Below are 22,366 nucleotides of genomic sequence, written 5' to 3' on the forward strand. Positions count from 1 at the left end.
CTTTCTTGAAAATGAAAATGAAATCTTGCAAGAATTACATGAATCATCTTCCTTCGAGTTCTACGAACGCTACCTATTGGAGTTATCAGCAAGGGAGTTCCTTGACTTCTTCCAATATTTATTAGACTACAAAATCGATAATAATCTTGATGATAAACATTCAATATCTCAGCTCATTAGCTATGGCTTTGATCAAAAATCCACTCTCGACGGAGAACCAAAATTTGAAAACTTTCAGTCTATTCAATCACGTGTTGCCGATCTTAGAAGCGAACATTTAACCCAAAGGATTAAAAATGAACAGCAACTATTGGGTTCCAATATTGAACAACTAGCAGAAACCATAAAAAAGCAAGATAGGTTGTAATTCATTTATATGAAGGGCCATGCATATGATACATGGCCCCATTCCTATCACTGTTAAATTAACCATATAAAAATACGATTTATTTAAAATAATCTTACAGCTTAAAATCCTTGAATTCATGCTCAGATTTAAACAAAAGGATCATTTTGGCCAGATTCTCAACATCTTCTTTCTGCTTAAACAAAGTCATCCATATTGAAAAGACTGCGTACTGTAATTTAAACTCAAATTCAAAAATAGTAGATACTGCACTCTTTATATTTCCTGAGAGATATTCCCCTAACCAGAAAGCAATGCTTTTAGAAAATTCATCATTACACATGGCTGTAACTGCATCATGGTCGAATCTTTTATCAAATGATTCTTTTTTCATAGACTTAAAATATTTATTAGTACTAATAAAATCGTTCAGTTTCATATTAAACCCCTCTTAAATGGTTTCGTTTCGTGATTTAGAAATTAACATCTCAATCCATTCATCAATCTCACCCTCAATAAACGCCACCGCACGAGAGCCAATCTTGATAGGTTGAGGAAATTGCTTGTTCCTAATAAGCTTATAAATCCATGACTTGCTATATCCTGTTTTATTTATTACCGCACTTAAGCGAATGAGTTTTATATTTGAAATGTTCATGCTGTCGCTCTCTCTTCTGTTTCGATGAGAGCTACATTACCAGGTGGAAGATTAGGAGGGTGAGTGTGGCTCGTGACAACGGAGCCACTGGAGGCTGGGTCAGTTGGAATCCGAGAGTTTCATGACGTCTGAAACTCTCATATTTTTAAGGTGGGGGTTTCGATTTATGAAGAAGTTGAATTGGCGAACGAAATCAATGGTTGCTGCTTTCATAGCCAGTGGTCTATCGGCGTCTTTGATATGGTAATTAAGACGGATAACTGCCTCGTCGTCTTCATCTGTGTACAGCAGTCTGGAAAGCCGCTCGTCTGAAACGCGCAGCTCATACATCTTTGCCCATAAAAGAACATCGAGCATTGCGATGAGACGATAAGAGATAATCTTCTTGATTGTGCCGTAGCCGAAGCGCACAGCCCCTGACTCGTCAGCTTCAATCCCCTTCACGCGTCTCCATTGCGGAAGAGCTGACTTGATAGACTCTGCAATCTCATCGTCTGTACCACTGGCAAGGTCTATTTCTAAAAGGACGGTTCTCTCACATACCGCTGACATAACCGTAGATACATAGGCTTCATGGTGGGGAAGGTTTACGCAGTACTCGTCACTACCTTGCTCCCAGGAGAACAGATTGACCCGGAGACCCGTTACACTAAGTTGAGCAAGTCGGCTTATGTCTGTGATGAAGATATGCGGTGGGCTTTGAAGAGTTTGATCATCTTGCATGTAGTTAAGCTGTTCGGGATCGAAGAGGAAAGGCTTCCCATTGAAGATCTGTCTCATATACCCACCGAGGCCGATCTTTTCTTCTTCTGTGGGCCAGGGTTTAAAGAGTAAGGCCCTTGCCCACAGCTCATGATAGAGACAGTTAAGCGTGGTCTCTTCGAACTTTCTATAGCTAGAAATGTTCAGCCAGGATTTGACTGCTTTGGTATCTTCTGTTGACCAGTTTTTCAAAGCTAACTCCTTCACGATTTCTCCATGAAAAGAGTATAATCAACACTGTTCAATCAACGTTATAAAGCTGTTTTGAAGAAAGAAGCTTTTGTTGGTATCTTTGTTGGTACAAATGATTCTAAATCATATTTTTCGCTTAAAATAAGTCACTTAACTGTAAGTTCGATTCCTGCAGGGGACACCAGGCCTGCCCTGTACTTAAACCCGCCCTATCAATTAAAACTCTTAATAATCAATAACAAGCCATTACTGACGGCTATCCCCTTTGCCCTTCAATAATCATTTGCCGGCCCTGGCTATGTTCTTTAGGCAAATCCATCAACACCAGTGAATGAGTTGTGATTATGACCTGCCAGGTCTGGGTTATTAGCTGGATACCTGTGCTTTAAATATCTTTTTTATTTTAATGAATCCTGTTTTATTTCTGCATAACGGGCAATCAGTTGCTTCAGATGCATCTCCAGCTGAGCTCTGGCAGCCGCAGGCAAAGGTTCGTCTGCCGGATTTTGTGACAATACCCTTAGCTGCTCTTCAGCCGGTATGGATTGATTAAAGGACTGAATAGCGGAAAAAACGACTGACTTCAGCTCACTGACCGTCATGTATTTTCCTTTCTGCCCATCCAGTTCGTTCAGCCTGTCACTCAGTTTTTGTAGTGTCGCCATTCCCTGAGACCAGCCATTCAGCTGTTCTGCTGGCAATGCGGCAGCATTAAGCTGTTGCTGCCAGTGCTGGATTAGTGGCTTAGCCTGCTCCTGCCAAAGTACCCGGACCTGTTCCAGCAACTGTCGACTGTAGTCAATATTCCAGTCAGGAGGCAATTTATCCAGCCGGGCAAGCTGCTGCTGTGTTTGCGTTATTAAAACCTGTGGTAACGGAGCTTGCTGACGCGACATATCCAGCTGTTCAGACGTAAGAGGTGCAGGAAATGGCACCAGTGAGGCTGTAAGTTGAGTCTGTAGCGGGACTGGCTGGTGAAAATGCTGCCATCCCCACACTGCCGCAACGCTTACTACCAGCATGGTACACATCCCGGCAGCAAAGGATTTCCACTTTTTAACCGGAGCAGGCATTGTCGACAGCACTTCAATATTCGGCTGTTGTTCCGGTTGCGCAACGTAAACCCACTTCACTGCACTCTCTGACGTTTCTTCATCCGGACCACCAGCAAAGTCTCTCGTGGATGCTGTCGCAGCATTCATCACGGTGGCAGGCAACACAATACCTGGCTGAATGTTCGACCCGGTGCTGGTAATACCATCGCTGTTTTCCAGCCGGACAGCACTGTTGTGCATCAGGGTACGCAACGTATCGAGCTGGCTCAGATGTTTAAGCTCCAGGCGCTGCAATACTTCTCCCAGACCCGTAAGCAGTTGCTCCGCCCGGTACAACTGGCTGAGGTCGCTGTAATTCAGCGGGAGCGAGCGCATTCGTTGCTGCAGGCGCTGACTCAGACTGCTGAGGATTTCCATGCGGGCATGGACTGGCTGAGGCCACAGCGCTCCCCACTGAGGACTTATCAGGGCCTCGAGTATCGTCAGCCCTTCATTGAGCCCGAATAAGCCGGCCAGTTGCGTACGCGCAAGCGTATACCAGGCTGCTGTTTGTAATTCCACGCCATTCTGCTCAAAAAGTGAGAGACAAAGTTTTTCGACATACTGCCAGTTCACATCCGGACGAGCCGGATGTGTCAGCTTACTCAGTTCATCACGCAGGGCGACATAATCCGGCAGCGTGCGCGGGTCACCGCCGGTTTTGATTTTACGTGGGGGGATGTCATTCATGACCAGTTGTCCATTTTGACGCTTCCGGAAATATGGAGGATTAACGTTTATGCGGCTTCGCTTTCGGCATATTCAGAGGAACGGGGACTGCAATACCGGCAGTTATGGCAGAAGCGCCAGAATCAGACTAAAAAAGGTGTTTTCATCAAAACTCTGTCCGGGACGGGATAATGCTCCCGGCGGAGTAAAGGACCAGTCACTGAAATGACCTGCCCGCATGAAAAGGCGCCCCACAGACGTCACACTGCCTTCTGCATAAAGGGTCACTTCCACGCATCCTGTCACGCCCTGACCGTACAAAAATACCGGGATAAATTTTACAGACCGGTCGTCGTAACGCAGGGTGATAGCGACAAGCTCAAAAGTCCCGTCCGCCGCCAGCAGGTCCGTAACAGAGACGATAAATGTTTCCACATTCAATCCGGTACCCACCAGCCACGCATCCATCTGCTCCTGAAGCTGCACCATTCGCAGGCGAAACTCCGCAATATCGGCCTGACTCTTGCTGGTAAACAAGATCGGGGCTGGTTTTCTGGCCTGTAGTTTTTCGAGGAAATGTGATTTTACTGACATGGTATTATCTGGCCTTACAGACGGGTTGTGGTCTCGATATACTGCTGTTGCTTCAGGTGTCTGAGCATCACTCGTCCCTCGGGCATAAACTCGGTGCCGTAACGCACGAGGCCAATCCCCTTAAGCTCAGCATCAATGGCATAGCCGCCTGCCAGAGCAGATCATTCATCATCGCGCTGCCAACCTGACCTTTCAGAACCAGCGGCACAGATTGACCCGTCTCTTTACGTAGCTGGCTGATTTGCCATCGCAGGGCCAGCAGACGGCTGGTAAGCCGCTCGCTGTCGGCATGTTTCTGCGGACAGACGCTGACCATCACCGACAGCTGGCGACCCCAGTCAGGTCGCAACCACAGCAACTGGCGGGCGGCCTGCTCCAGATCCTGATGATCCTCTACACGGATCCAGCAACCCTGCTTGACCGTAAGCACCGGTGACTGCTGCATACATTCCAGCGGCAGATCGCCACAGACCAGCACCACGGGCTGACGGTAAGTGGCTTCCGGGAGGTCAGCCCAGAGGTATTTGTCGTGATCCGGGCCTTTCACTTCTTCTACGTAGTTGAAGCTACGAACCGGCACAGTGTCCGGGCCATACGGCAGGCGACCCAGCACACGCGGCATCACCAGACCGATATAGCGGGAATCGTCCGTCTCGCGGAATGATTTCCACTTGATGTATTCAGCGCGGTCAAAGTAGTTACCGATATCTTTTATAGCCGCCACTTCCTCCATCGAATCCTTGAGGAAAAATTTGGGGCCGGCGGAGCCGATAAACGGCATATGCGCAGCAGCAGACACTTTAGAGATGTTGCGCAGAAGCGTTACATCCTGAGCGGAAGCACCAAATTCGTAGGCGGAAATCAGCGCGGCAATCGGCTCACCGCCAGGGGTGTCATACTCATCAATATAGGTATGTTTATATAGTCCGCTCTGGATGATTTCCGGGCAGTCTTCAAAGTCCTGACGCAGATCTTCTTTGGACATATCCAGCAGCTCAACTTTCACGTTCTGGCGGAAATCGGTTTTGTCGACCAGCGATTTCACGCCACGCCACAGACTTTCTACCGCCTGGAAGTCCTCATGGTGCATGACAGCGTCAAGCTGACGACTAATCTGCCAGTCCAGCTCAGCGATATGATGGTCAATCAGGTTTTTGTCGAGTTTTTCAACTTTTGAGCCCGCTTTTGTCAGGCACTCCAGGAACACCTGCATCCCGGCCGTTAAACGCTCATCCGCAGTCGCATCCGACATCGCCTGCGCATCCTGCCAGATATCCAGTGCACTGAGTTCGGAGACCGGCTTCAGATTGATTTTTTTAAACAGAGACGCATAAACCCCACCAGCGGCCGGACGTTCCAGCGCCACACTCTCGCCACCCGCGGCATTCTCATTTTTTACAGACATCAGCATCTTCCTTATTAATCCGTTAAAACATCCTGACCGTTATGGCTGTTTAGGGGCCAGAGCAGACAACTCAGATCTGAGTTCTGCGCTTAATGCCGGGTCGAGCAGAACTTTTTCAAGCTCTTTCCGGAAAGCCTGATTGTCCAGCAGGTTAGCTTTTAAATCGCGAAGCAGATTGCGCATGGAAAGCATCGCCTTCAATTGAGGTATCTGCCGGGAAACCTGCTCAGGGGTGAAATCCTTGATACTCTGGAATGTCAGATTGATATTGTCTTCGCTACCGTCACCGGCAAGCGTGTTTTTAACGGTCAGATTGACTTTTGGGGAATATTCGGAAAGCACTGAGTCAAAGTTATTTTTGTTCAGATTAACTTTTTTGCGTTCAGAGAGTGGAGCAGACTCCTGACCATTACTGAAGTCGCCCGCCACCAGTAATTTCAGGGGGAGTTCGGTTTTCTTGCTCGCCCCGCCCGTATGCAAATCAAGTTTTAAATTGATACGTGCCTTGGGTATTTCGGACTGAAAGGAAGAGTTAGACATGGCTGTCCCTGTTCTATGGAGTGATAGAAACCGCCACAGCCAGTGTCAAATATTAAGAACGGCTTACCCTGCCATAAAACATTCCTGCTATTAAACATTCAGTGAAAAGCAGAACCTGCGGTCAGAAGCGAGTACATTCCATTTACTGGCGATATGACGCGATGAAAGAGCGTAAAACCGAAATTTATTTTTCAGATAAACACCCATAGCGCGAGTTTAGAAATAGTGAACCGGCTAAAGGAAATGATAAAATGTAACCAAATGTAACATCATAACCTCACCAGAAAACCTCTGATACTGATCTGATACATAAGAGTTTTCTTAATGATCAGGCTGTAAGTCGCATGACAGCCGGGGCTACCGAATGTTTCAGTGAGTTATTCATTGCAGGATTGAGCAGTAAAATCATCCAATGCTAAAAAGTGCGGTTCATGCTCTTTTTTACAGGATAGCGGCAGAAAGCGAAAACGAGAACAAACCCAAACAGGTTAGTTTGCATGATAAGTTATGTTAATGATTTGTGGCGCTGTTATACGCTGCTAATGTGCCTGTTGCCGTTAAGAAGTTCAGCGACTCCCCTGACGACACGCCGAGGGAGTCATGCCATAGACCTGACGGAAACGATGGCTGAAGTGGGCTGATGAGTGGTAGCCACACTGAAGGGCAATATCGGTCAGCGTCAGCTCGGGCCGCTCAAGCAACATCCTTGCACGATCCATTCGACGACGCATCACGAACTGGTGTGGCGCCTCGCCAGTGGTATGGCGGAACATGCGGGCAAAGTGAAACTCACTCAATGCCGCTTCCTGCGCCAGCACAGCCAGGGTTAAAGGCTGGTCAATGTGAGCCTCAATGAAGTCGAGAACCCGACGTAATACCGCGGGAGCCAGTCCGCCCCTCACCTGGGGCAGTTGCCACTTAACTTCGCTGTAGTGCTGCAGCAGATGGGTCAGCAGGAGTGTTGATGCGCTGCTCAGCGTCAGCTGGCTGGCGGGCTGTTGCCAGTCGCTGCTCAGCAGAAAGTGTCGATAGAGCTGGGTAATGCGGTCATCAACAGAAAAGATTTTCTCATGCAGGTTTAACTGCGCCGGACTGCGGTCCCAGACCCGTTCGGCTAGCTGCCGCAACTGGTTCTCGCTGCAATAGAGATGAACAAAGGCGAGATCGGCACGCAGATCCCAGGTCGATTCCGTGCCAGCCGGCATCAGACAGAAGCGATCGGGTGCGCCACCGTTACGCCAGCCATGCGGGGTTTTATGCCAGGTATCGTAGCCGCCCGCCACGTAAAGGCTTAGCGTGTGATGATCGCTGAGGTTTGTCACGCGATCGCCACTATTAAACCAGGCTGCCAGCTGAATGCCGCTGTTAAGTTGCACCTGATCGCGCAGTTGTGCTTTGTGGCGTTGCAGCATGTCAAAGGTCTGGAAGCGACTCATCGGGGTATCAGTTCAGATAAACAGAGTGCCAGTTTACGGATTGCGCGGGACAGAAAACAGAGCACATCGGGACAGCGAATAAAAATGCGCAAGATTTTGCAAACCCTGCGCAATCCGCTGCAAGACCTGGGAGCGTTGCGGGTGCAGACTCGGCGTTTTGCGGTGGAGAATCTGGCAATGAACCTGTTTTTGTATCTCTCAGTCGTGCTCATCTGGGGCACGACCTGGATTGCGATTTATGCGCAACAGTCTGCAGGCATCAGCGCCGTAACTGTCGCTGTCTTCTGGCGTTTTTTGCTGGCCTCGCTGGTCATGTTATTGCTGCTTAAGCTGATAAAGCGTCTGCACAGGCTGACGCTGCAGGATCACCTTTTCTGTGTGCTGCAGGGCTGTTGCGTTTTTGGCTTCAACTTTGTCTGCTTCTATTACGCCTCTGGCTATATCAGCAGCGGACTAGAGTCGGTCATTTTCTCTATGGCTGTGATGTATAACGCCATTAACAGCTGGATATTTTTCCGTCAGCGCCCTTCTGCACGTCTGATTCCGGCGATAGTGCTCGGCATGGCGGGCATTGTTGCGTTGTTCTGGCACGATCTGCGCAGCACTCAGGCCTCGGCCGGCTTGATGTGGGGCATTGGGTTAAGTGCGCTGGGCACACTGGGATTTTCATTCGGCAATATGATCAGTCAGCGGCATCAGCGTCTGCAACGTGACGTGCTGACAACCAACAGTTACGGCATGTTATACGGTGCGCTGATCATGGCACTGGTCTCGCTGCTGCAGGGTGTTTCGCTGCAGCCGACATGGAATACACAGTGGTTTGGGGCATTGATCTATCTGGCTATCGTGGGATCGGTGATGGGATTCGGGGCCTATTTTACACTGGTGGGACGTATCGGAGCCAGTCGGGCTGCCTATACAACCGTTCTGTTTCCGCTGGTGGCGCTGGCACTCTCTACCCGTTACGAAGGATATGAGTGGCATGCCAGCGCCATCCCTGGCCTTGTCATGATTTTGCTGGGCAATATCGTGATGTTTGCCCGTTGGCCGGCAAGTCGTCGCCGGGTAATCATCTGACGCGGAGGCGGGCTGAGGCCCGCGCCCGTATGGGCTTTACGCCCACTGCTGCTGAAGGAGTTTCTGTGGTTTATTGATCGCTTTACGCGCAATCCAGTAAAGCAGAACACGCTCATCGTCACTATCACGATCGGCCATCGACAGCAGTTTTAATGCCAGCGTCGATTTGGTCACAGGCTGCTGTTCTGTACTGAGTTCAATCACCGCCTGACCGATAATGCAGCAAACTTCATCCTCACTGGTGCTGGATTCATATGTCCGGTCTTTCATATTTCCTCCTGATAAGTGAACTGTTAGCCTGGCAAATAATCTGAAAACCTGCTCACAGAATCATCTTAATGAAACATTATCTTACGGCTAATTACGCTTACTTATTAAGTTGCCGCTTTGCTTACTTTTGACGCGACGTCGCTAACCCCTCCCGATGCCATTCATACCGCCTGAATGGCATTTCATTCCCCAATCCGTTCCGTTCATGCCTTTACTGCTCACGCGCGCGAATCACTGCTTTATTCTGACCGCAGTTTCCAGATTCCCGGACGGGAGAGATAAATTATGAACCAGACTCAACAGGCTTCTTACCAGCGTGCTCGCTGGCTTACATTGTTCGGAACGGTAATCACTCAGTTCGCACTGGGGTCAGTCTACACATGGAGTTTGTTCAACGGCCAGCTGTCCCAGAAGCTGGATGCGACGGTCAGTCAGGTCGCTTTTTCGTTTGGTCTGCTGAGCCTGGGGCTGGCTATTGCCTCCTCGCTGGCCGGTAAATTACAGGAACGTTTTGGCGTACGCCGCGTCACTATCGGGGCGGGTGTGCTGATGGCGCTGGGTTTCTGGCTTACCGCGCATGCTAATAACCTGATGATGCTCTATTTCAGCGCCGGACTGCTGGTGGGTCTGGCGGATGGCGCAGGTTACCTGATGACGCTCTCAAACTGCGTGAAGTGGTTTCCGGAGCGCAAAGGGATGATCTCTGCCTGTGCAATTGGCGCTTACGGTCTTGGCAGTCTGGGATTCAAATTTATCTGCGGGGCGCTGCTGGCGACGGTGGGTCTGGAGCAGACCTTTATGATCTGGGGCGTGCTCGCGATGTCGATGATTATCCTCGGTGCACTGCTGATGCGTGAAGCCCCCCTTCAGGATGCCGGGAGCAGCACGAATGGTCAGCAACATGCGCGGGATTACACGCTGGCACAGTCGGTGCGTCTGCCTCAGTACTGGATGCTGGCGCTGATGTTCCTGACAGCCTGCATGAGCGGTCTCTATGTGATAGGCGTTGCTAAAGATATCGGCGAAGGGCTGGTGCATCTGACTACGCAGACCGCTGCCAGTGCCGTAACGGTGATCGCGATTGCCAACCTGAGTGGCCGCCTGGTGCTGGGTATACTGTCTGACAAAATGATGCGCATCCGGGTTATTTCACTGGCGCAAATCGTGTCGCTGATCGGGATGAGCGTGCTGCTGTTTACCCGGATGAATGAGATCACCTTCTTCCTGTCACTCGCCTGTGTAGCCTTCAGCTTTGGCGGTACCATCACGGTATTCCCGTCGCTGGTCAGTGACTTTTTCGGCCTCAACAACCTGACAAAAAACTATGGTCTGCTCTATCTCGGATTTGGTATCGGTAGCGTGCTGGGCTCACTGGTTGCCTCGCTGTTTGGCGGGTTCACCGTCACCTTCAGCCTGATTATGACGCTGCTGGTCATCTCCCTGTTCCTGTCACTCACCATCCGCTTACCACAGAGTTCTGTTACAGCAACACCTGTATTGCAACGTCATTAACCATCACGACGGGCCGCGCCAGAGCGGCCCGTTCACGTTTAGCCGCGAAATCGCGGCTCTGCCACGCCCGCCACAGAGACGTCCACCGCAAAGATATCGCCTGACTGCGGATAGCGCGCCAGCTCCTCTTCGGTGCGATCTTCCCGTGAACTGGTAATAAACAGCGTTTTAAGATCGGCGCCACCAAAGGCCACCATGGTTGGCCACTTCACCGGCAGCAGGATCTCATCGACGATTTCGCTGCTCTGGGGATCGATGCGTACTACGCGTCCGCCATCAAACTGTGCGGACCAGTAAAATCCTTCGCTATCCACTGCGGCACCATCCGGCAATCCCCCTTTCGCGTCGAAACGGCGGAACAGGGTGCGTTCGCCCGGTTCGCCCTGCGCGTTTAATGGATAGCGATAGAGCGCTTCATTCGGCGTGTCACTGTGATACATCCAGCGCCGGTCGGGAGAGAAGGCGAGCCCGTTGGAAATTTTAATGTCGCGCGCTTTGACCTCCAGCGTCAGGTCAGGCGTCACGCGGCACAACAGCCCGCCATTTTTGTCCTGCGGTTCCCACAGGCTGCCGCACCAGAAATTCCCCCAGGGATCGACGCGGCCATCATTAAATCGGCTCTGCGCAGCCACACCAGGATTCTCTGCGATCTTTTTCTCTGGCTTGCCCTGCGCATCCAGCAGCCAGACACCGCCACGCAATGCAGCTATCAGACCGCCCTGCTCACGCAGACCGATGCATCCCACCTCTTCCGCCTGCGGGAAGGTTTGCAGTTCACCGCTGACCGGATCAAAACGGTGAATGGCGGGTGCCAGAATATCGACACAGTACAGCACCTGTTCTTCCACTGACCAGAGCGGGCATTCGCCCAGTTCAGCCTGTAAAGCCAGAATATTTTTAACGTCATGCGCCATGTTTCTCTCCCATTGAACTGACATGCTAATAATGTAGTTGTAAAAACTTTCAAATGAGAATTATTTTCGCTTGATTTTGAGACTATTCTCTTTGATAGTATTTACTATTCAGTTCATTCTTATTTCTTTATTATTCTCCGCTGCAAAACGCAGCACTCTGAAATATTCGGTCATACCTTCTTAAATAACTCTACAAAGTCTGCATCTTCACTCCACTTTTCCAGCGTAGTGTCATAGTCATTGGAAAAGAGGAGAAGCTTCCGATGAAGAGATTAATTAAAGTCGCTTCGGTAGTTGCGCTGATGACCTTATTAAGTGGTTGTATCATCAGCCCCAGACACGACAATGGCTGGCACCGCGGGGGTGGCGGCGGATATCATGGAGGCTACTATGGAGGTTATCACGGTGGGTATCATGGCGGTCACCATCGCCGCTAACGGGCAAAGATGTCACACAGCATAAAATAAAAGCATTAAACTTTAAGGGCGGGATAATTATCCCGCCCGTTTTATTTAGCTTTTCACAGCATAATTACACTGGAACCACGCTTTCTGCAGTCCCGGAATATGACTCTCCTGCGCAGGTAACGCCTCGACTTTATCAAAGCCTTTATTACTGCAGTAATTCGCCAGATCAATATTCATTGCATCACGATTGACCTTTACCGGGTCAAAACGGTACTGCACGGTATTTGAGCCTGGATCTTCATCTACACGTTCAAATGCCCCGGGTTTGCTGGCAGTACATCCACTCAGCAAAATCAGCGCCAGTGCGCTGGTAATTAGTTTTTTCATTTAGTTATCCTCACGTTGCCGCGCAGTTTATGACGCAGCATGCCGCGCATCCATAGGATTAATGCGCGAAAAATCAAAACTTGAGAAGCTTTTACCGATTAATGTAATACGATTAAACGGCTAGCACTATCATACGCGGCGTGACAAGATGCATTCAGACAAAACGAAGACTGCACCACACCAGGAAATGCCAAAAATAAAAATCTGTTCCTCTCTTCCCTGCCCGCGCTTAGCGGGCTTTTTTTCGCCCGCCATTCCGCTGCTCCGCTGCCGCTTACTGGCCAGTCAGTGCAATCATTCTACGTAACAGGTTAGCGGCGCGCTTGTCAGGTAATGCCAGAATCGCACTGTAGAGGTCAATCGACATGGCACACAACGATGAGCGATCAACCGCCGTGTCGGCAGGCATATTCAGCTGCTGCAGCTTATCCCCCCACTGCTGATAGAGCCGGGCGACAATCTTTTGCAGATCATCCTGCGCCAGCGCCTTATCCAGCGGTTGTTCGGGCAATGGACTGTTCAGCAGCAGCTGCTCCATGGCATCCGCCTCTTTGCGATTCAGCGACGGCGGCAGCGTGGTCAGCAGATTGATGCCACCACTCACCTGCGGATAGAGATAACGGAAGCAGAGACCCGGATCGATTTGGTTCAGCGCCCGCATCTCTTCAACCGAGACGCTGATATAGTTGACGACCGCCGCGTCAGTTCCGCGCATCAGCCGCTGATTAATCACCTCAATCAGCCAGCCACGTAGCTCGCCCGTCGCCTTTTCAGCTGGCTCCCCCGCACGGATGCGCCGGGTCAGCTCCTGGGTCAGCAACAGCCATAACGCCGGTTCCTGAGTCTGCAGCACCCGATAACCGGGCATCTTTGCCAGTTGATTTACCGCCTGCTCACGCTGACTGGCCTGCAACTGATGCGGCGCAACCCAGCTGAACCAGAGCAGATTTGCGAGTATCAGGGGCAGCAGAAAGATGATCAGCCCCTGCCACAAACGCAGCCGGGTGGTTTTGATCAGTACAATTACAATCAGCGCCAGCAGCGCAAACGCGGCCAGCGTAATAAAAAGCAGAGCATTCATGCGGCGGGATTAATCCTTACGCACATCGATCAGCACAGGACAGTGAGCGCGCTCAATAACGGATGCGCTGACCGAGCCTTTTAACAGCCGATTCAAAGAGGAGAGATGGCGACGTCCCATGATAATCATGCTGGCCTTGAGCTGTTGCGACTGGGCAACGATAGTATCTGCCGCGTCACCCGCCAGAATCATGCCCCGCGCATTAATGCCCGCGCGCAGTAACGGAGCCAGTGCATGGCGCACCACCATTTCTGCCGTATTCTGCTCATCCTGCGCGGCCACAAAATCGGCCGGATCTTCACCCGCATCGATTTCCATTGGCTGATTACAGGAGGAGTAAGCGGGATCGACGCAGCACAGCACGACCACCTCGGCGCGATGCGCCAGCGCTTCTTCAATGGTTAAGGCGACCACTTTTTCCGCTACCGGAGAGTGATCAATGGCCATCAGCAGGGTTTTCATCGAATGCTTATCCTTCTATCGCGGCGACTTTGCCGATTTCACGCACCAGTGCCTCTTTACACTTCAGCATCTCGTCACGAAAACGGGCTTCGTGTCGCAGAAAACGTGCAGAGGGCACCAGCAAAGAGACAGAAAAGCGACCAAACAGCGTATCCAGCGCAAACGCCATGGTAGAGATACCTTCCAGCGTTTCACCGCGATCCACGGCGATACCGGTTTCGCGCACTTCCCTGATAAGTTGCAGCAACTGAGGCAGCGTTTTCACCGTCATATCGGTTAACTCCTGCCAGGCGTCGCCAACGATCGTCCGTACATCTTTTTCACACTCCAGCGCCAGCAACGCCCGTCCACCGGAGGTGCTGTAGAGCGGCAGATTGAGTCCCATATGCGGAACCACCCGAAGCTCACGCGACGCCACCACGTGGTGAATAATCGCCAGCTGGCTGCCGCTGGCGCGCGCCAGCGAGACGGTTTCATTGGTGTCGGAAGAGAGTTTTTCCAGCAGCGGACTGACCAGATCAACCACATCGGTATGTACGCTGGAGATCAGTTTTAACAGCGCCGGCCCCAGACGAAGTCCGCCCGCCCCGCTGCTGCGCACCAGCTCTGCACTGTCGAGCGCGGCAACAATACGCTGCACCGTTGAGCGCGGCAGTTCGACCGCCTGAGCGATCTCACCGAGGCTCATGCCGCCGGGCTGTTCGCCAAGCGCATTAAGAATTTTTGCCGCACGGGCGATGACCTGTATACCGCCCGTTTTTTCATCCTCGCGGCTGGAGGGTTGATGTGCCATAGCGTCGTCCTGTTTGAGCTGCCTTACTGTAGCGCGAATGCCGCACTTTTTACAGCCTGTACCACATTGCAATACAGCATACCGGGATGTAATATTACGACCTGTATCACATCGCAGTACACTGCATCATAATAACGAGATCGCCTGCAATGAATGCTAAGCCTGCCACCGCGCCGGCCCCTCATCCTTTTACACTGCGACTGGCACTGGGATTAGTCGGCGTGCTCATCGCCGCCCTGACCTCCGGGCTGAACGATCGCGTCAGTGATATCGCGCTGGCCGATATCCGTGCCGCGATCGGCATCAGTTACGATCAGGGTAGCTGGATTATCTCTGGTTATCAGGCGGCAGAAGTAGCCGCCATGATGATTGCGCCCTGGTTTGCCGTCACCCTGTCGCTGCGGCGTTTTACGTTAGGCGTGTCGGCGGGATTTATGCTGACCGGCATTCTGCTGCCGCTGGTGCGGGATCCGACGCTGTTTATCAGCCTGCGCGTATTGCAGGGCCTGTTTGGCGGCGCCTTACCACCGATGCTGATGACGGTCGCCCTGCGCTTTCTGCCGCCGCCCTTTAAACTTTTTGGCCTGGCGGGCTATGCCCTGACTGCTACGTTTGGCCCCAATATGGCGGCCTCGCTGGCCTCGTTGTGGACCGATCACGTCAGCTGGATGATGGTGTTCTGGCAGGTCGTGCCGTTGATGCTGATCGCTATGCTGCTGACAGGATGGGGATTGCCCCAGGATCCGCTGCGGCCAGAACGCTTTCAGCAGATCGATCTGTTCGGCATGGTGACCGGCTGCAGTGGTGTTGCGCTCCTGATTCTGGTGCTGACCCAGGGTGAGCGCCTCGACTGGCTGAACTCGCCACTGATTACCGGTATGTTGCTCACCGCGCTGCCGCTGCTGCTGGTTTTCCTGATTAATGAGTGGTTTCACCCGCTGCCGCTGTTTAAATTGCAGATGCTCCGACGGCCAAATCTGGCGCACGGCTTGCTGGGGCTGGCCTGCGTGCTCATCCTTGGGCTTTCAGGCTCCGCGCTGCCTTCGGCCTATTTTGCTCAGGTCAGCGGATTTCGCACCCTTGAGTTTGCCCCGCTGGCGCTGGCGGTGGGTCTGCCGCAGCTGCTGATCGCACCGCTGATTGCGGCCCTGCTGAATATCCGCTGGATCGACTGCCGCTGGATGCTGACGGCGGGCGTTGGCCTGCTGGTGACCTCCTGCCTGCTGGGCACACAGATCACCAGTGACTGGGCAAGACAGAATTTCTGGCTGCTGCAGATCCTGCAGGCGTTCGGACAACCGATGATCATTTTGCCGATACTGATGAGCGCCACCAGCGTTGTGGCCCCACCAGAAGGCCCGTTTGCCTCGGCGATGTTTAATACGGTGCGCGGCTTTTCCAGCATCGCTGCCTCTACGCTGGTTGAGGTTTTCCTTTCGCATCGTGAGCAGTTTCACTCCAGTGTGCTGATTAATCAGGCATCCAGTCGCAGCTGGCTGATGACAGCGCCGACGGCCAGTCAGGCCAGCAGCAGCTTGCCGCTGTTGCCGGATGGCAGCATCAGCGCCGCCGATAATCTCAGCGGATTCGCCACCCTGGTCAGGCATCAGGCCACGATCCTTGGCCTGAGCGACAGCTGGCTGATGCTGACCGGCTTTGCCGCCTGCCTGTTACTGCTTACCGCCATCCTGCCAAAACGGGTGTGGCCGCCTCAAACTTTGATTCAAAACCCTTCCCGGAATAACTGAATATGCGTGCTTTCGAAATGAAAAGAACCCTGCTGCTGAGTCTGTTGCTGCTGGTGTTACTGGCCATCGCTTTTGTGGTCTGGTCACTGATGACCGGCAACGATCATCGCACCAACGACGCTTACGTCAATGCGGACTACACCCTTGTGGCACCGAAAGTCTCGGGCTACATCAGCCATGTGCAGGTGCAGGATAATCAGCAGGTCAAAGCGGGTCAGCTGCTGGCGACGCTGGACGATCGTGACTATCGTGTGGCGCTGGAGAGTGCGGAGGCTGACCTGCAGGTGAGCCAGGCGAAACTGCTGAGCAGCCAGGCACAGCTGGAGCAGCAGCAGTCAGTGATTGATCAGCAGAAAGCCAGCGTCGCGGCCAGCGAAGCCTCTGCGCAGTATGCCGGTCAGAGCGCCGATCGTTATAACCGCCTCTATAAAAGCGGTACCGTGGCAGCCGACGATCAGCAGAAAGCCAGCTCAAACCAGCGCTCGGCGCTGGCAGCCGTGCATCAGAGTCAGGCCGCGCTGGCGTCAGCAGTAAAACAGGTGGGAGTGCTACAGGCGGCGGTGCGTTCAGCAGAAGCGGACGTTGCAGCGGCGAAGGCCAGCGTCGATCAGGCCAGGCTGAATCTCTCCTACACCCGCATTACTGCGCCCGTTGACGGCATGGTGGGTCAGCGCTCGGTGCGGACCGGCGCGTACGTATCAGCCGGCACCCGTCTGCTGGCGGTAGTGCCACTGCAGCAAACCTACATTACTGCTAACTATCTTGAGACGCAGTTAAGCGATGTGCGTCCCGGCCAGCGGGTGCGGATCCGGGTGGACGCCCTGCCGGGCGAGACCTTTACTGGTCATGTGGACAGCATCGCACCGGCCACCGGCGCAACTTTTTCGGCGATCTCTCCCGATAACGCCACCGGCAACTACACTAAAGTCGTTCAACGTCTGCCGGTGAAAATTGTGCTGGATGGCGACCAACAGCATCTGGCTCAGTTACGTGTAGGCATGTCGGCGATCCCTGAAATCGAAGTGCCGTAAAATTGTGAGCAATATCTCAGAACGGACCTATTTCATTTGGGGAGGATTCCGCGTAAATTAGCGCTCGATCCTGTTCTGAGTTATTCAGATCAACCCGGAAAAGAGCAGACCATGACTGTAAATGGCGATCTCTTTTCCACATCTGTTCGCGTTGCACTGGTTTGGGATCGCCATCATCGTAACCGCTCAGAGGAGTTGCTTTGTGAAATATGCCTTGATGGGAATATCTTTTTTCGCGTTACTTTGGTTCGGAACCTTTGTTCTGCTGCTGAAGTAATGGCGTGACAGTGCCGCCACGGGGCGACCCCTGAGTCGCCCCTGCTGGCTGTCAGCGTTCTTCTTCCATTTTTATGCTGCCTGGCAATATGCCATCGGCACGAAACATCGCTTTAATTCCCCGTACCGCCTGACGAATACGATCGCTGTTCTCTATCAGCGCAAAACGCACGTGCGTGTCACCATAGTCGCCAAACCCGATACCGGGCGAGACACAGACTTTCGCCTCCTGTAGCAGTTGCTTAGCGAACTCCAGCGACCCAAGATGTGCGTAATGATCCGGTATTTTTGCCCAGACGTACATTGAGGCTTTCGGGTTATCCACCATCCAGCCCGCTTCATGCAATCCTTTGACCAGCACATCACGGCGGCGTTTGTACTGCTCTGCGATGTCGCGCACGCACTGTTGATCCCCTTCCAGCGCCGCAATCGCCGCCACCTGCAGTGGCGTAAAGGTGCCGTAGTCATGATAACTTTTGATTCGCGCCAGCGCGGCAACCAGCTCTTTGTTGCCCACCATGAAACCGATGCGCCAGCCTGCCATGTTGTAGCTTTTTGACAGGGTAAAGAATTCGACGGCGACATCACGCGCGCCCGGTACCTGCATAATCGATGGCGCTTTCCAGCCATCATAGACGATGTCGGCATAGGCCAGATCGTGGATCACCAGCACGTTGTACTGCTTCGCCAGCGCAATCACCCGTTCGAAAAAGTCGAGCTCCACACACTGTGCGGTGGGGTTGGACGGGAAGCCGAGGATCATCATTTTTGGCTTGGGATAGCTCTCGCGGATGGCGCGTTCCAGCTCATTGAAGAAGTCGACACCTGCCACCAGCGGCACCGAGCGCACCTGAGCCCCGGCAATCACCGCACCGTAGATATGAATCGGATAGCTCGGATTGGGAACCAGCACGGTATCGCCGTGATCCAGCGTCGCCAGCATCAGGTGCGCCAGGCCTTCTTTGGAACCGATGGTGACAATCGCCTCTGATTCAGGATCGATCTCAACCTGATAGCGATCGGCGTACCAGCGCGAGATCGCCCGGCGCAGACGCGGAATACCGCGCGAGGTGGAATAACCGTGGGTATCGTCACGCTGCGCCACCTGGCATAACTTTTCGACGATGTGTGGCGGAGTCGGGCCATCCGGGTTGCCCATTGAAAAGTCGATGATATCTTCGCCGCGCCGACGCGCAGCCATCTTCAGTTCAGCAGTGATGTTGAAAACGTAAGGGGGTAAGCGTTCGATACGCGAGAAACGACGGGGTGTGCTGTTATCAGCCATGATGTCCTCTGGATTACGTAAGCGCCCGGACCGTCCGAGCGACGCGGGTCACTGTGGTGACCCGTTACGAACATAACGTGGCGAGGATCATTTTGTCGAGGGTGGCGGAAAATATTTTTATTTTTGCGGATTCAGCCGCCCCAGCAGCCAATCGTTCACCCAGCAGCCGTTCAGCAGATAATTATCCCGTAGCGTGCCCTCCAGCTGAAAGCCGTTTTTCTCCAGAATACGGCGTGATGCCCAGTTACCTTCAATCACCATCGCTTTGAGTTTGTGGAAATCGGCTTCAAGCAAAAACTGACACAGCGCCGCCAGGGCTTCGCTGCCATATCCCTGACCGCAGTGGCGATGCAGCAGCATATAGCCCACCTCTGCCTGACGGTATGGCTCCCATTCGGGGCTGCATCCAAACAGGCCAATCGGCTCACCGTTGTCACGACGTCGTGCAACCAGGCAGAGCATATGAAAACTGCTCGCCTGCCAGGGCGCCAGACGCTCGGTGAAGCGCTGGCGGATATCCGCTTCATCGGGGACTTCGCTCACCCAGGTCATGGTGTCGCGATCTTCATGGACGGCACGAAACAGTTGCCAGTCTTCTGGCTGTAATTTACTCAGGGTTAATCTGGCGGTGACTAGTTGCATCTGCTGCTCCCGATGGGCGCGGTTTTCCAGCGGTCACTGGCGCACCTCATCGCGCAACATAGCAAAACGGCACCTTAGCGACCAGCCTCTGCAGGGCGAAAAACTGTTCCCCTTTAATGCACTCAACCTTTCCTCTTTTTGCAGATATGTCGTAAAAATTGATCTGAAGCACTAACTCCCACCGTGATTGATCGGGACGCTAGCGGTTCGCGATCACATTTTTTATCATAGAGGCACTTTCCATTGCCGACGAGTCGCCTGTGTCCTCCCACTTCACGATGTTACTGGCAGTGTTTGACCGCGCCGCCCTGATGCTGATCTGCCTGTTCTTCCTGACACGCACCCGCCCGTTTCGTCAGCTGCTGCAAAAAGATGAACACACCCGTGCGGAGAAAGTGGCGGTTACTGCCATCTTTTCCCTGTTTGCGCTGTTCAGTACCTGGTCGGGTGTCGATGTCGATGGTTCACTGCTGAATGTGCGGGTCATCGCCGTGATGGCGGGTGGCATTCTGTTTGGTCCCTGGGTCGGGATCGCCACCGGGGTTATCGCCGGTCTGCACCGTTTTCTGATCGATATTCACGGCGTGACCTCCGTGCCCTGCCTGATTACCAGCATCATTGCGGGTGTCGTCGCGGGCGGTATTAATCGCCGGGTACTGAAAGAACACCGCTGGCGTGCCGGTATCGTCGGCGGCATGCTCTGTGAAGCCCTGACGATGTTGCTCATCGTTGTGTGGGCGCGCCCCACCTCACTCGGGCTGGCGATTGTGTCAGAAATTGCTCTGCCGATGATCCTCGGTGCCTCCAGTATCGGCATCATTGTGCTGCTGGTGCAGAGCGTCGAGGGGGAAAAAGAGGCGATTGCCGCCCGCCAGGCCAAGCTGGCGCTGGAGATCGCCAATAAAACTCTGCCGCTGTTTCGTCAGGTGAACAGCGACTCGCTGCGCAACATCTGTGACATTATCCGACGGGAGATCAAAGCCGATGCAGTGGCGATGACCGATAAAAAACAGATTCTGGCCTACGTCGGCTATGGCGAACACAATTATAAACATGGGGATGATGGCATCAGCCCCACCACGGCGCAGTCGATCGCCAGCGGTAAAATTATCATTAAGAACAACGATGAAGCGCATCGCACCAAAGATATTCACTCCATGATCGTGATCCCGCTGTGGGAGAAAGGCAAAGTCACCGGCACGCTGAAAATCTACTATCGCCGCGCACACCGTATTACCGGCTCGCTGAAGGAGATGGCGATCGGCCTGTCACAAATCATCTCAACCCAGCTTGAAGTGTCGCGTGCCGAGCAGCTGCGCGAGATGGCGAATAAAGCGGAACTGCGCGCGCTGCAAAGTAAAATAAATCCTCATTTCCTGTTCAACGCCCTGAATGCTATCTCCTCTTCTATCCGGCTCAATCCCGATACCGCCCGCCAGCTGGTGATCAACCTGTCACGCTATCTGCGCTATAACCTGGAACTGAACGACGATGAGCTAATCGACATCCGTAAAGAGCTGTGGCAGGTGAAAGATTACATCGCCATCGAGCAGGCCCGGTTTGGCGATAAGCTGACGATGATCTATGACGTCGATGAGGATCTCCATTTTCTGCTGCCGAGTCTGCTGATCCAGCCTCTGGTGGAGAATGCCATTGTCCATGGCATCCAGCCCTGTAAAGGCAAAGGCGTGGTGACGCTGAGCGTCCGTGATCTGGGCGATCAGGTGCGGATCTCGGTGCGGGATACCGGCCAGGGCATCAGTGACGAAGTGATAGCACGGGTGGCACGCAACGAGATGCCCGGTAATAAAATCGGCCTGCTCAATGTGCATCATCGGGTAAAACTTTTGTCGGGTCAGGGATTGAATATCGTGCGGCATCAGCCGGGCACCGAGATTTCCTTTACGCTGAGTAAGAATGGCCAGCGCCTGGCGGAGAATCTGTTATGAAAGCCATTATTGTGGAAGATGAATTCCTGGCGCAGCAGGAGCTGAGCTGGATGATTCAGCATCACAGCAAAATCGAGATTGAAGCCTGTTTTGACGATGGTCTGGACGTGCTGAAGTACCTGCAACAGCATCGGGTTGATGTGATTTTCCTCGACATCAACATCCCCTCACTGGATGGCATGCTGCTGGCACAGAATATCCATCAGTTTGCCCACAAGCCACTGATTGTCTTTATTACCGCGTGGAAAGAGCATGCGGTGGAAGCGTTTGAGCTGGAGGCGTTTGACTACATTCTCAAGCCCTATCAGGAGTCGCGAATTGTCACCATGCTGAACAAGCTTGAAGCCACAGCGCAGGCGCAGCAGGCGGTCAGCCATCTCACTGCCACGCCCGCGCCGCAGACAGTTAACCTGATCAAAGATGAGCGTATTATCGTCACTGACGTGAATGATATTTACTACGTTGAGGCGCATGAGAAGCTGACGTTTGTTTATACCCGGCGCGAATCCTATGTGATGTCGATGAATATTACCGAGTTCTGTTCACGCCTGCCGGAACAGCAATTTTTCCGCTGCCACCGCTCTTTCTGTGTCAGCCTCAGCAAGATTCGTGAAATCGAGCCGTGGTTTAACAACACCTATCTGCTGAAGCTGCGCGATCTGGAGTTTCAGGTGCCGGTCAGCCGCAGTAAGGTGAAGCAGTTTCGACAGCTGATGCGCCTGTAGCGCAGTACGGTTAAAGACCTGTTCAGAAAGGGGGATGGCGAAGCAGGAGAGCAGCAAAAAGTCGGGAGGGAATTCCCCGATCCTGCCCCGCTGAAGCAGGCAGACCGGGAA

23 protein-coding genes and 2 pseudogenes are annotated in these 22,366 nt (G+C 52.8%); 8 read left to right on the forward strand and 17 right to left on the reverse strand.

From position 1 onward, the window contains the following. The coding region (locus FOV68_RS24070) for a hypothetical protein (RefSeq protein WP_186289763.1) at positions 1-367 on the forward strand (367 nt) is incomplete at its 5' end. Between the two features lie 94 nt (positions 368-461). Here the strand turns inward: FOV68_RS24070 and FOV68_RS19440 are convergent. The 9 genes and pseudogenes from FOV68_RS19440 to FOV68_RS19480 form a co-directional block, all read right to left on the reverse strand. Beyond that, positions 462-785, reverse strand: a complete 324-nt coding sequence (locus tag FOV68_RS19440; RefSeq protein WP_109650923.1) for a hypothetical protein — start codon at positions 783-785, stop codon at positions 462-464. A gap of 12 nt (positions 786-797) precedes the next feature. Continuing rightward, positions 798-1,004 (reverse strand): AlpA family transcriptional regulator, encoded by a 207-nt coding sequence (locus tag FOV68_RS19445; protein ID WP_050679705.1) that lies wholly within the window; start codon positions 1,002-1,004, stop codon positions 798-800. Between the two features lie 99 nt (positions 1,005-1,103). Continuing rightward, entirely contained in the window at positions 1,104-1,958 is an 855-nt protein-coding gene (locus FOV68_RS19450) for a DUF6387 family protein (protein WP_109651108.1), read from the reverse strand. 398 nt (positions 1,959-2,356) lie between these two features. Then, a complete protein-coding gene (locus FOV68_RS19455) occupies positions 2,357-3,742 on the reverse strand; it encodes a VasL domain-containing protein (RefSeq protein ID WP_143991382.1) in 1,386 nt (461 codons plus the stop codon). Positions 3,743-3,844: 102 nt separating this feature from the next. Then, positions 3,845-4,315: a hypothetical protein gene (locus FOV68_RS19460; protein WP_143790158.1), complete on the reverse strand. Its 471-nt coding sequence runs from the start codon at positions 4,313-4,315 to the stop codon at positions 3,845-3,847. 14 nt (positions 4,316-4,329) lie between these two features. After that, positions 4,330-4,458: pseudogene (locus FOV68_RS24430) on the reverse strand (type VI secretion system baseplate subunit TssE); the annotation flags it as partial. 365 nt (positions 4,459-4,823) lie between these two features. After that, a pseudogene (gene tssC / locus FOV68_RS19470) lies at positions 4,824-5,726 on the reverse strand (type VI secretion system contractile sheath large subunit); the annotation flags it as partial. A gap of 33 nt (positions 5,727-5,759) precedes the next feature. Further along, complete coding sequence (gene tssB / locus FOV68_RS19475) at positions 5,760-6,260, reverse strand: type VI secretion system contractile sheath small subunit (RefSeq protein ID WP_143790178.1); 501 nt, start codon at positions 6,258-6,260, stop codon at positions 5,760-5,762. A gap of 566 nt (positions 6,261-6,826) precedes the next feature. After that, positions 6,827-7,696 carry a helix-turn-helix domain-containing protein gene (locus FOV68_RS19480; protein ID WP_143991383.1) on the reverse strand — a complete coding sequence of 290 codons (870 nt, stop codon included), beginning with the start codon at positions 7,694-7,696 and terminating at the stop codon, positions 6,827-6,829. A 177-nt stretch (positions 7,697-7,873) separates the two neighbouring features. On the opposite strand from FOV68_RS19480, the gene FOV68_RS19485 reads away from it, so the two are divergent. After that, positions 7,874-8,773, forward strand: coding sequence for a DMT family transporter (locus FOV68_RS19485; protein WP_031590550.1), 900 nt, complete (start codon positions 7,874-7,876; stop codon positions 8,771-8,773). 36 nt (positions 8,774-8,809) lie between these two features. On the opposite strand, the gene FOV68_RS19490 is transcribed toward FOV68_RS19485, so the two are convergent. Then, the gene (locus tag FOV68_RS19490) at positions 8,810-9,043 is read right to left on the reverse strand and encodes a hypothetical protein (protein ID WP_010257893.1); all 234 of its coding nucleotides are present in this window, start codon (positions 9,041-9,043) and stop codon (positions 8,810-8,812) included. 285 nt (positions 9,044-9,328) lie between these two features. On the opposite strand from FOV68_RS19490, the gene FOV68_RS19495 reads away from it, so the two are divergent. Beyond that, entirely contained in the window at positions 9,329-10,555 is a 1,227-nt protein-coding gene (locus FOV68_RS19495) for an OFA family MFS transporter (protein WP_031590549.1), read from the forward strand. 38 nt (positions 10,556-10,593) lie between these two features. Here the strand turns inward: FOV68_RS19495 and FOV68_RS19500 are convergent, their stop codons facing one another. The 5 genes from FOV68_RS19500 to FOV68_RS19520 all read right to left on the reverse strand — a co-directional run bounded on the left by FOV68_RS19500 (position 10,594) and on the right by FOV68_RS19520 (position 14,599). Continuing rightward, positions 10,594-11,469, reverse strand: a complete 876-nt coding sequence (locus FOV68_RS19500; RefSeq protein WP_143790180.1) for an SMP-30/gluconolactonase/LRE family protein — start codon at positions 11,467-11,469, stop codon at positions 10,594-10,596. A gap of 512 nt (positions 11,470-11,981) precedes the next feature. Further along, positions 11,982-12,263: a hypothetical protein gene (locus FOV68_RS19505; protein WP_031590547.1), complete on the reverse strand. Its 282-nt coding sequence runs from the start codon at positions 12,261-12,263 to the stop codon at positions 11,982-11,984. 274 nt (positions 12,264-12,537) lie between these two features. After that, a complete protein-coding gene (locus FOV68_RS19510; protein WP_061901221.1) occupies positions 12,538-13,344 on the reverse strand; it encodes a hypothetical protein in 807 nt (268 codons plus the stop codon). Between the two features lie 9 nt (positions 13,345-13,353). Continuing rightward, positions 13,354-13,806, reverse strand: a complete 453-nt coding sequence (locus FOV68_RS19515) for a universal stress protein (RefSeq protein WP_010257878.1) — start codon at positions 13,804-13,806, stop codon at positions 13,354-13,356. A gap of 7 nt (positions 13,807-13,813) precedes the next feature. Next, complete coding sequence (locus FOV68_RS19520) at positions 13,814-14,599, reverse strand: IclR family transcriptional regulator (protein WP_010257875.1); 786 nt, start codon at positions 14,597-14,599, stop codon at positions 13,814-13,816. Positions 14,600-14,748: 149 nt separating this feature from the next. On the opposite strand from FOV68_RS19520, the gene FOV68_RS19525 reads away from it, so the two are divergent. The 3 genes from FOV68_RS19525 to ypdK all read left to right on the forward strand — a co-directional run bounded on the left by FOV68_RS19525 (position 14,749) and on the right by ypdK (position 17,655). Continuing rightward, complete coding sequence (locus tag FOV68_RS19525; RefSeq protein ID WP_143991384.1) at positions 14,749-16,347, forward strand: MFS transporter; 1,599 nt, start codon at positions 14,749-14,751, stop codon at positions 16,345-16,347. Between the two features lie 2 nt (positions 16,348-16,349). Beyond that, a complete protein-coding gene (locus tag FOV68_RS19530) occupies positions 16,350-17,378 on the forward strand; it encodes an HlyD family secretion protein (RefSeq protein ID WP_010257869.1) in 1,029 nt (342 codons plus the stop codon). 202 nt (positions 17,379-17,580) lie between these two features. Beyond that, positions 17,581-17,655 (forward strand): membrane protein YpdK, encoded by a 75-nt coding sequence (ypdK, locus tag FOV68_RS19535; protein ID WP_099257831.1) that lies wholly within the window; start codon positions 17,581-17,583, stop codon positions 17,653-17,655. A gap of 51 nt (positions 17,656-17,706) precedes the next feature. Here ypdK and alaC read toward each other — a convergent pair whose 3' ends face one another. Next, positions 17,707-18,939, reverse strand: a complete 1,233-nt coding sequence (gene alaC, locus FOV68_RS19540) for an alanine transaminase (RefSeq protein WP_033758563.1) — start codon at positions 18,937-18,939, stop codon at positions 17,707-17,709. 117 nt (positions 18,940-19,056) lie between these two features. Then, positions 19,057-19,581: a GNAT family N-acetyltransferase gene (locus FOV68_RS19545; protein WP_031590544.1), complete on the reverse strand. Its 525-nt coding sequence runs from the start codon at positions 19,579-19,581 to the stop codon at positions 19,057-19,059. Between the two features lie 278 nt (positions 19,582-19,859). Between FOV68_RS19545 and FOV68_RS19550 the strand changes: the two genes are divergently transcribed. Beyond that, positions 19,860-21,530, forward strand: coding sequence for a sensor histidine kinase (locus FOV68_RS19550; RefSeq protein WP_031590542.1), 1,671 nt, complete (start codon positions 19,860-19,862; stop codon positions 21,528-21,530). Beyond that, positions 21,527-22,255 (forward strand): LytTR family DNA-binding domain-containing protein, encoded by a 729-nt coding sequence (locus tag FOV68_RS19555; protein ID WP_031590540.1) that lies wholly within the window; start codon positions 21,527-21,529, stop codon positions 22,253-22,255. Before FOV68_RS19550 ends, FOV68_RS19555 begins: the two co-directional genes overlap by 4 nt. Positions 22,256-22,366 lie beyond the last annotated feature (111 nt).

Origin of the sequence: Pantoea sp. paga (assembly GCF_007558755.1) — a bacterium.
In the GTDB taxonomy this organism is placed as follows: Bacteria; Pseudomonadota; Gammaproteobacteria; order Enterobacterales; family Enterobacteriaceae; genus Pantoea; species Pantoea agglomerans.